General features: G+C 72.6%; 6 protein-coding genes, 4 tRNA genes and 1 pseudogene. 4 read left to right on the top strand and 7 right to left on the bottom strand.

The genetic code is table 11. The features are described from left to right. Positions 1-18 precede the first annotated feature (18 nt). The 7 genes from ACFVSN_RS37920 to ACFVSN_RS37890 all read right to left on the bottom strand — a co-directional run bounded on the left by ACFVSN_RS37920 (position 19) and on the right by ACFVSN_RS37890 (position 3416). Positions 19-94, bottom strand: a tRNA-Glu gene (locus ACFVSN_RS37920). A 26-nt stretch (positions 95-120) separates the two neighbouring features. Then, a tRNA-Glu gene (locus ACFVSN_RS37915) sits at positions 121-193 on the bottom strand. Between the two features lie 27 nt (positions 194-220). Next, a tRNA-Glu gene (locus tag ACFVSN_RS37910) sits at positions 221-293 on the bottom strand. A gap of 46 nt (positions 294-339) precedes the next feature. Next, positions 340-411, bottom strand: a tRNA-Gln gene (locus ACFVSN_RS37905). 239 nt (positions 412-650) lie between these two features. Beyond that, entirely contained in the window at positions 651-2150 is a 1500-nt protein-coding gene (gltX, locus tag ACFVSN_RS37900; protein WP_380499460.1) for a glutamate--tRNA ligase, read from the bottom strand. Further along, positions 2143-2943, bottom strand: a complete 801-nt coding sequence (locus ACFVSN_RS37895) for a fumarylacetoacetate hydrolase family protein (RefSeq protein WP_380448665.1) — start codon at positions 2941-2943, stop codon at positions 2143-2145. The genes gltX and ACFVSN_RS37895 overlap by 8 nt, the downstream gene beginning before the upstream one ends. Before the next feature lie 251 nt (positions 2944-3194). Further along, complete coding sequence (locus tag ACFVSN_RS37890; protein ID WP_380448663.1) at positions 3195-3416, bottom strand: hypothetical protein; 222 nt, start codon at positions 3414-3416, stop codon at positions 3195-3197. Between the two features lie 639 nt (positions 3417-4055). Between ACFVSN_RS37890 and ACFVSN_RS37885 the strand changes: the two genes are divergently transcribed. The 4 genes and pseudogenes from ACFVSN_RS37885 to ACFVSN_RS37870 form a co-directional block, all read left to right on the top strand. After that, positions 4056-7787, top strand: a complete 3732-nt coding sequence (locus tag ACFVSN_RS37885; protein WP_387957950.1) for a nitrate- and nitrite sensing domain-containing protein — start codon at positions 4056-4058, stop codon at positions 7785-7787. A 10-nt stretch (positions 7788-7797) separates the two neighbouring features. Further along, positions 7798-8211: a roadblock/LC7 domain-containing protein gene (locus ACFVSN_RS37880; protein WP_030248297.1), complete on the top strand. Its 414-nt coding sequence runs from the start codon at positions 7798-7800 to the stop codon at positions 8209-8211. 168 nt (positions 8212-8379) lie between these two features. Then, on the top strand, positions 8380-8805 hold the full coding sequence (locus tag ACFVSN_RS37875) for a DUF742 domain-containing protein (protein ID WP_030248215.1): 426 nt from the start codon (positions 8380-8382) through the stop codon (positions 8803-8805). Next, a pseudogene (locus ACFVSN_RS37870) lies at positions 8786-8940 on the top strand (ATP-binding protein); the annotation flags it as partial. The gene ACFVSN_RS37875 and the pseudogene ACFVSN_RS37870, both read left to right, overlap by 20 nt.

Below are 8940 nucleotides of genomic sequence, written 5' to 3'. Positions count from 1 at the left end.
GCCACCGGCTTCCTGCTCTGGTACCCCCGACCGGATTCGAACCGGCGCTACTGCCGTGAGAGGGCAGCGTGCTAGGCCGCTACACAACGGGGGCTTCCTGGCGATCCCTTGCGGGATCAGTACCCCCGACCGGATTCGAACCGGCGCTACTGCCGTGAGAGGGCAGCGTGCTAGGCCGCTACACAACGGGGGCTTTCCAGGTGATCCCTTGCGGGATCAGTACCCCCGACCGGATTCGAACCGGCGCTACTGCCGTGAGAGGGCAGCGTGCTAGGCCGCTACACAACGGGGGCTTGATCTTCACTTGTCCTGCGGTGGTGCTGTTACTGCGGTACTGCGCTGGGGTACCAGGACTCGAACCTAGACTAAATGAACCAGAATCACTCGTGCTGCCAATTACACCATACCCCACCAGAGTTGAACCCTCGTCGGATCCTCTCAGGCGTTGCGCCTCTCGCTCGGTCCCGGCCGGGGGGCTTTCGCTCCCTCGTCCGTTCCCTCCCGGGCGGCGCAGAAAGAACATTACCCGACGTCTGCCCTGGCTCCAAAATCGATAACCCCAGGCAGCGTCCGGGGGGCCGACGGATGACCTCCGGGTACGCCGCGGGCCCGGCACCAGGCCGGGCCCGCGGGCGTGCTCAGCGGCCCGTTCAGGCGGCCGGCAGGGCGTCCAGGGCGGAACGCAGGCGACGCAGCGTCTCGGGGCGGCCGAGGAGCTCCATCGACTCGAACAGCGGCGGCGAGACCCGGCGGCCGGTGACGGCCACCCGCAGCGGCGTGAAGGCGAACTTGGGCTTGATGCCCAGCCCCTCCACCAGCGCCTCGCGCAGCGCGGCCTGGATCGGCTCCGGGGTGAAGTCCCCGAGCTCCTCCAGCGCCTTGATGCTGGCCTCCAGCACCGGGCGGGAGTCCGCGGTCAGCGCCTTGGCGGCGTCGTCCGGGTCGACCGCGAAGTCGGCCGGGTCGACGAAGAGGAAGCCGGCCATGTTGACGATCTCGCTCAGCACGACCATCCGCTCCTGGGTGAGCGGCGCCACCTTGGCGAGCAGGTCCAGCTGCTCGGCGGTGGGCTCGGCCGGCAGCAGGCCGGGGGCCTGCAGGTACGGCACCAGGCGGCGGACGAAGTCCTCCGGGGCCAGCTTGCGGACGTGCTCGGCGTTGATCGCCTCGCACTTCTTCAGGTCGAAGCGGGCCGGGTTGGAGTTGACCTTCGCGATGTCGAAGGCCGCGATCAGCTCGTCCGTGTCGAAGATGTCGCGGTCGTCGGCCAGCGACCAGCCCAGCAGGGACAGGTAGTTGAGCAGGCCCTCGCGGATGAAGCCGCGCTCGCGGTACAGGTTCAGCGAGGCCTGCGGGTCGCGCTTGGAGAGCTTCTTGTTGCCCTCGCCCATCACGTACGGCAGGTGGCCGAAGCGCGGGGTGGCTCCGGTGCCCACGCCGATCCCGGCGAGCGCCTCGTACAGCGCGATCTGGCGCGGGGTGGAGGACAGCAGGTCCTCGCCGCGCAGCACGTGCGTGATGCCCATGAGGGCGTCGTCGACCGGGTTCACCAGGGTGTACAGCGGGGCGCCGTTGGCCCGGACGATGCCGTAGTCCGGCACGTTCTCCGGCTCGAAGCTGAGCGTGCCGCGGACCAGGTCGTCGAACGCGATGGTCTTGTCGGGCATCCGGAAGCGCAGGATCGGCTCGCGCTTCTCCAGCTTGTAGACGGCGACCTGGTCGTCCGTCAGGTCCCGGCAGTGCCCGTCGTAGCCGGAGGGCTTGCCGGCCGCGCGGGCGGCCTCGCGGCGGGCGTCCAGCTCCTCGGTGCTGCAGTAGCAGTGGTAGGCGTGGCCGGCCTCGTGCAGGCGGCGGGCGACGTCCGCGTAGATGTCCATCCGCTGCGACTGGCGGTACGGCGCGTGCGGACCGCCGACCTCCGGGCCCTCGTCCCAGTCGAAGCCGAGCCAGCGCATCGCGTCGAGCAGCTGCTCGTACGACTCCTCGGAGTCGCGGGCCGCGTCGGTGTCCTCGATCCGGAAGACCAGCGTGCCGCCGTTGTGGCGGGCGTAGGCCCAGTTGAAGAGGGCGGTGCGGACCAGGCCCACGTGGGGGTTGCCGGTCGGGGAGGGACAGAAGCGAACCCGGACGGCCGGGTCAGTGTTAGCCACGCTTGATCACCTTGTTGGCGAGAGTGCCGATGCCTTCGATGGAGACGGCGACCTCGTCGCCGACGTTGACGGGGCCCACCCCAGCGGGTGTGCCGGTGAGGATGACGTCGCCGGGCAGCAGCGTCATGGCCTCGGAGATGTGGACGATCAGCTCGGCCACCGAGCGGACCATCTGGGAGGTGCGCCCGCTCTGGCGGAGCTCGCCGTTGACCGTGCAGGTGATCGCGAGGTCGCCCGGGTCGACGTCGGTCTCGATCCAGGGGCCGAGCGGGCAGGCGGTGTCGAAGCCCTTGGCCCGGGCCCACTGGCCCTCGCGCTGCTGGACGTCGCGGGCGGTCACGTCGTTGGCGCAGGTGTAGCCGAGGATCACCTCGGGCACCCGCTCCAGCGGGACCTCGCGGCACATCCGGCCGATCACCACGGCGAGTTCGGCCTCGTGGTGGACGTCCGAGGAGAACGGCGGGTAGGCGATGCTCTCGGTCGGGCCGATCACCGAGGTGGACGGCTTGAAAAAGGTGAGCGGGACGTCCGGGACGCCGCCGCCCATCTCCGCCGCGTGGGCCGCGTAGTTGCGGCCGACCGCCACGATCTTGTTGGGGAGCATCGGGCTGAGCAGCCGCACGTCCTGGAAGCGGTAGCTCTCGCCGGTGGGTTGCGGCTGGCCGAACGGGTGGCCGGCCAGGGCGTGGACGACCAGCGACTCCGGCCGGGCCGGGTCCCCCTCCACGACGCCGAAGGAGACGCTGCCGGCGGCAGGGCTCCCTTCCCGGACGGAAAACCTCGCAATGCGCACGGCTGGGCTACCCCTCGCTTCGTCGGCCGCCCGGGGCGCCCCCGGGCGCTGGTGGGCGCCCCGCCCGGCGTGGGCGCGGCCCCGTCAATCGTCGACCAGGCTATCGCGTGGGCCCTCCCCCGGCCGCTTCGGGCCTGTTCGGCGCGGGCGCCGTCCGGGCGTGGCCGGCCCGGCGGTCCCGGCGCGCGAACGCGAAGGGCGCCGCGGCCGGTTCGACGGCTGCGGCGCCCTTCGCGCGGCGCGGGGCGGGATCAGTCCTGCGGGACGGCCACCGGCGCGACCATCAGCTGGGTGCGGCGCGGGTTCGCGGTGTTGCCGGGCAGGTCGGTCGAGTAGGTGACGGCCTTGTCCTCGGGCTTGCGGGCGCCGGGGATCTTGCTGAAGTCCTCGACCGAGGCCAGCGTGGTCCGGCGCGGGTTCGCCGTGGAGCGGCAGGGCAGCGTGGACTTGGTGGCCTTCTTCGCCTGGGACATCGAGTCAGCACCTCGTGTTCGCGGCCGGGCGCGCCACGACGGCGGCGGCACGGCCTGAGTGAGTCCGATTGATTCGGAGGGATTCTGGGCAGGCTGATCGGGGCCGTGCTCCGGATGCAGCCAGGTTACGAGATCTCATTCCACAGGGACCGTGACCAAAGCTACACATTCGCCTGTGATTTTGCTCACAAATAGGTCTGCAAATCTCCGATATCCGACATTTCACCGGAACGGGATTTCCCGACAAAACACCGATACCGGGCATTCCGGCAGGTCTGCGACTCTTGTCGATCTAGGGTCTCGTTGGCATGTATCGGACGAGTGTCCGAAAAAGGCGGTATTCCGGTCCGGTTACCGCACAGTCCGTGAAACCGCGCACGCGGTCGGTAGCCGTGACCGATGGTTCCCGGCGGCCCTTGTTGGGATTCCCTCGCTGTGCTGGAATGCCACGGACCGTGGGTAGGGAGCAGTCCACCCCGGTGCCCGCTCTCCCGGACCGGCCGGGGTGCGGATGGAAACTCGACACCGTCCAGGCCGTGGCAACGCGGCGGGACGCCCGGTCCAGAGGTTGCGACGCCAGTGCAGGGACGTTTCAAGAGGGGTAGCGGCGCCGCGGGGAACCCGGAGTCGCGCGAGCCTGTGGCAGCCCCCCAGCCGGCGGCGGCCCCCGGTGGCCCGGCCGAACCGCCGACGCCCGAGGGCACCGGCCGCCCGGAGCAGGACAGCCAGGACCGGAAATCCGCCCGCGACAAGCTCCGCACGTCCCTCACCAGGCGCCGCGCCACCGGTCTGAGCCGACTCGCGATGCGCAACTGGCGGATCCGGACCCGACTGATCGCGCTGCTCGCGCTGCCCGTCCTGGTCTCGCTGGTCCTCGGTGGCCTGCGCATCCAGACCTCGATGCAGGCCTCGCAGCAGCTCGCCCAGATGGCCAACCTGTCCGACCTGGCCAAGAAGGCGACCAACCTCGCCGACGCGCTGCAGACCGAGCGCGACATCAGCGCCGGCCCGATCACCAACCGGCCGAGCGACCCGCTGGACGACGACATCGTCTCCGCGCGCAAGACCACCGACGACCTGAGCCGGACCTTCACCGCCTCCTCCGACAAGTTCGAGAACCTCGAACTCTCCGGCGGCAAGGCGCTGCTGTTCCAGATCCGCAAGGACCTCAACTCGATCTCGGACGCGCGCAACACGCCGTACCAGAACAACCAGAACATCCAGTCGACGATCACCGCGTACGACGTGATCATCCGCGACCTGCTGTCCATCACCCAGGACATAGCGCTCGCGTCGAACAACAAGGACCTGGTCGTCGCGACCCGCGCGCTCCAGCAGTTCTCGCTGGCCAAGGACGCGACCTCGCAGCAGCGCGCCCTGATCAGCGCCGCGCTCGCCAACCCCAAGGCCCCCGACCTCAGCCTGAGCGACGAGTCCTTCGGCATCCGCCTGCGCACGACGTACGACAACGCGCTCACGACGTTCAACAACATCTACACCGCGCACGACCTGGACAACCTGCGCGGGCAGCTGAGCTACAACAACGTCGTCGCCGACGCCGACCGCTACTCGCGCTCGATCCTCCAGCAGAGCGGTATCCACCAGACCGACCCGGTCAGCTACAAGGACTGGTACGAGAAGGCCACCGCCAAGATCAAGGCCGAGCAGCGGATCGAGTCCAAGCTGCTGGAGAACCTGGACGGAAAGGCCCAGGACCTCCAGTCCCAGGCCGACACCGACGCCCTGATCATCGCCGGCGCCGTCGCCCTCGTGCTGCTCGTCGCCCTCGGTGGCGCCGGTCTGATCGCCCGCTCGATGGTGCGCTCGCTGACCCGCCTGCAGGCCGCGGCCGAGGACGTCGCCGAGCGGCGGCTGCCCGAGCTGGTCAAGACGCTCTCCGAGAGCGACCCGCACGACGTCGACGTCACCGTCGAACCCGTCGCCGTCGACTCCACGGACGAGATCGGCCACGTGGCCCACGCGTTCGACATGGTGCACAGCGAGGCCGTCCGCCTCGCCGCCGAGCAGGCCCTCCTCCGCGGCAACATCAACGCGATGTTCACCAACCTCTCGCGCCGCAGCCAGGGCCTCATCCAGCGCCAGCTGTCGCTCATCTCCGAGCTGGAGAGCCGCGAGGCGGACCCGGACCAGCTCGCCAACCTCTTCAAGCTCGACCACCTCGCGACCCGCATGCGCCGCAACGGCGAGAACCTCCTCGTCCTCGCGGGCGAGGACCCGGGCCGCCGCTGGACCCGCCCCGTCCCGCTGGTCGACGTGCTCCGCGCCGCCGCGTCCGAGGTGGAGCAGTACGAGCGCATCGAACTCGCCGCGGTGCCGTCGGCCGAGGTCGCCGGCCGCGTCGTCAACGACCTCGTCCACCTGCTCGCCGAGCTGCTGGAGAACGCCACCTCGTTCTCCAGCCCGCAGACCCGCGTCCGGGTCACCGGCCACGCGCTGCCCGACGGCCGCGTGCTGGTCGAGATCCACGACACCGGCATCGGCCTGAGCCCCGACGACCTCGCCGAGATCAACGAGCGCCTCGCCAACCCGCCGACGGTGGACGTCTCCGTCTCCCGCCGCATGGGCCTCTTCGTGGTCGGCCGCCTGTCCCTGCGACACGGCATCCGCATCCAGCTGCGCCCCAGCGACTCCGGCGGCACCACCGCGCTCGTCATGCTCCCGGTGGACGTCACCAACTCCGCCGACCGCCGCACCGCCGGCCGCCCCGGTCCGGCGCAGGCCAAGCAGCAGCGCGGGGTCGCCCCGACGCCGCGCCAGCAGCGCCAGATGCCGGCCGGCCAGGGCGGTCCGGCCGCGCTCGGCCAGGGCCCGGCCGGCGGTGCCCCGCAGGGCCGCCCGCAGCTCGGCCAGGGCGGTCCGGCCGCCCCGGCGGCGCCGGGTGCCCCGACCGCTCCCGGTGCGCCCGGCGGACGCACCGGCGGCCTGCCCACCCGTCAGGTCGGCAAGGCGCTCCGCGAGAACCCGGTCGTCCCGCAGGGTCAGCCGGGTCTGCCGGGCCAGCAGCCGCAGCAGCCCCAGCAGGCTCAGCAGCCGCAGCAGTCGGCCCAGGGCGGCCTGCCGCAGCGCGGCCCCGGCCGCCAGGGCCCGCCGCAGGGCGGCCCCGGCCTGCCCCGCCGCGGCCAGCAGCCCGGTGGCCCCGGCCAGCCCGGCCAGCCCGGTCAGCCCGGTCAGCCCGGCGGACCGCAGGGTGCGCCCGGCCGCCCCGGCCAGGAGCGCCCGCGCCCCGGTGGCGACCCGAACGGTGGTCCCCGCACCGGCGAGCAGCCGCAGCACGGCCGCCCGGGTGCACCCGGTGCGCCGGGTGCGCCGCGCCAGGGCGCCCGCCCGGGCAACCGCCCGCAGGACGGCCTGCCGCAGCGCCGCCAGCCCGGCCGCCCCGGCTCGCAGGGTCCGCAGGGCCCCGGCGGCCAGGGTCCGCAGGGTCCCCAGGGGCCCCAGGGGCCCGGCGGCCAGGGTCCGCAGGGTCCGCGCCGCCCGCAGCGCCCCGGCCCGGACGCACCGCAGCGCGACCGCCAGCCGCAGCTCCCGCAGCAGCAGGCCCCGCAGGCCCAGCTCCCGCCGGCCGAACCGGCCCCGGTCGAGAGCACCCAGCAGTTCGCCCGCCCGCGCTTCGAGGCCAGCCAGATCGACCCGCGCGACCCGCTGGGCCTCGGCCTGGTCGAGCCGGTGCTGCCGAACGTGCCGAACCCGGTGCGCCCGGAGCCGGTCCGCCAGGAGCAGGCCCGTCCGGAGCCCGTCCGCCAGGAGCCGATGGCGCTGCCGACCGGCTCGTCCGAGGGCGGCGCCGGGCAGCAGCCGTGGGCCGCGCAGGACGCCCGGCCGCCGGCGTACCAGCCGCGCCGCCCCGGCACGTCGGCGCCGGAGGTCCGGCAGGAGCCCCAGGGCCGTCCGCCCCGGCAGCAGGCCCCCCAGGGCCAGCACGGCCAGCCCGGCCAGCAGGCCGCGCCGCAGCAGCAGGTCCCCCAGGGCCAGCCGCAGCCCGGTGAGGGCGACGCCCCGTGGCGTCCGTCGGCCAACGACGAGCGCTGGCGCCGCGCGGAGCAGGTACGGGAGCCCTCGACCAGCGGCGTCACGATGTCCGGCCTCCCCCGGCGGACCCCGCAGGCCAACCTGGTCTCCGGCACCGCCGAGGCCTCCCCGCTGACCGGTCCCCAGGTCTCCCGGGCCCCCGAGGAGGTGCGCGGCCGGCTGACCAACCTCCGCCGCGGCATCCAGCAGGGCCGCCGGGCGGGCGCGGAGCAGGTCGGCCAGCCCGGCCGGCCCGGCTTCCAGCATGGTGCCCAGCAGCCCGGGTTCGATAGTTTCGGGGGCCGGAGCGACGGCAACGGCGCAGATCACCAGGAGCGTTGAGTTGAACCAGATGAGCCAGGCCGCACAGAACCTGAACTGGCTGATCACCAATTTCGTGGACAACACCCCCGGGGTGTCCCACACCGTGGTGGTCTCCGCGGACGGCCTCCTGCTGTGCATGTCCGAGGGCTTCCCCCGGGACCGCGCCGACCAGCTCGCCGCCGTCGCCTCCGGCCTCACCTCCCTCACCTCCGGCGCCAGCCGGATCTTCGAGGGCGGCGAGGTCAACCAGACCGTCGTCGAGATGGAACGGGGCTTCCTGTTCCTCATGGCCGTCAGCGACGGCTCCGCCCTCGCCGTCCTGGCCGCCCCCGACTCCGACATCGGCCTCGTCGGCTACGAGATGGCCCTGCTCGTCGACCGCGCAGGCGCCGTCCTCACCCCCGCACTCCGCGCAGAACTCCAGGGCAGTCTCCTGCACTGACCGGGGGCCCGCACGGCACCCACCCATCCACCGTCCCACCTCCCCGCCGGGTCCGACCCGACCGGTCCCGGCGCTCGACCCTCAGCTACCCTCAGGCAGCTGATCCCGCCTCAGCTGGAACGCCCCAGCTGGAACCTGCTGCCCGAGGCCGCAGCACAAGGAGGACCCATGACCCCGCCCTCGACACCCGCCGGCCCGTACGGCAGCGGGTACGGCAGCGGCTACGGCGGGCAGCAGTCCGACGGCTACGAGCAGCAGCCGCTGGTCCGCCCGTACGCGATGACCGGCGGCCGGACCCGGCCCCGCTACCAGCTCGCCATCGAGGCCCTGATCTCGACCACGGGATCGGCCGAGCGCACCGGCGGCCTGCTGCCCGAGCACGCCCGGATCGTCAACCTCTGCCGTGAGGTCAAATCCATCGCGGAGATCTCCGCACTGGCCGGCGTGCCGCTCGGTGTCGCCCGCATCCTCGTGGCCGACCTGGCCGAGGCCGGCCTCGTCGCCATCCACCAGCCCGCCGCCGCGGGCGAGTCGGGCGGAACGCCCGACGTCACGCTGCTCGAAAGGGTCCTCAGTGGACTTCGCAAGCTCTAACGGACCCGCCCGCGCCACGACGTCAGCGAAGATCGTCGTGGCGGGCGGCTTCGGTGTCGGCAAGACCACGCTCGTCGGCGCCGTCTCCGAGATCAACCCCCTGCGCACCGAAGCCGTCATGACCTCGGCCTCCGC

This window comes from Kitasatospora sp. NPDC057904 (assembly GCF_042887925.1).
In the GTDB taxonomy this organism is placed as follows: domain Bacteria; phylum Actinomycetota; class Actinomycetes; order Streptomycetales; family Streptomycetaceae; genus Kitasatospora.
Note: the sequence above shows the minus strand (reverse complement) of the source record. Positions and strands in the feature narration are given on the sequence as shown.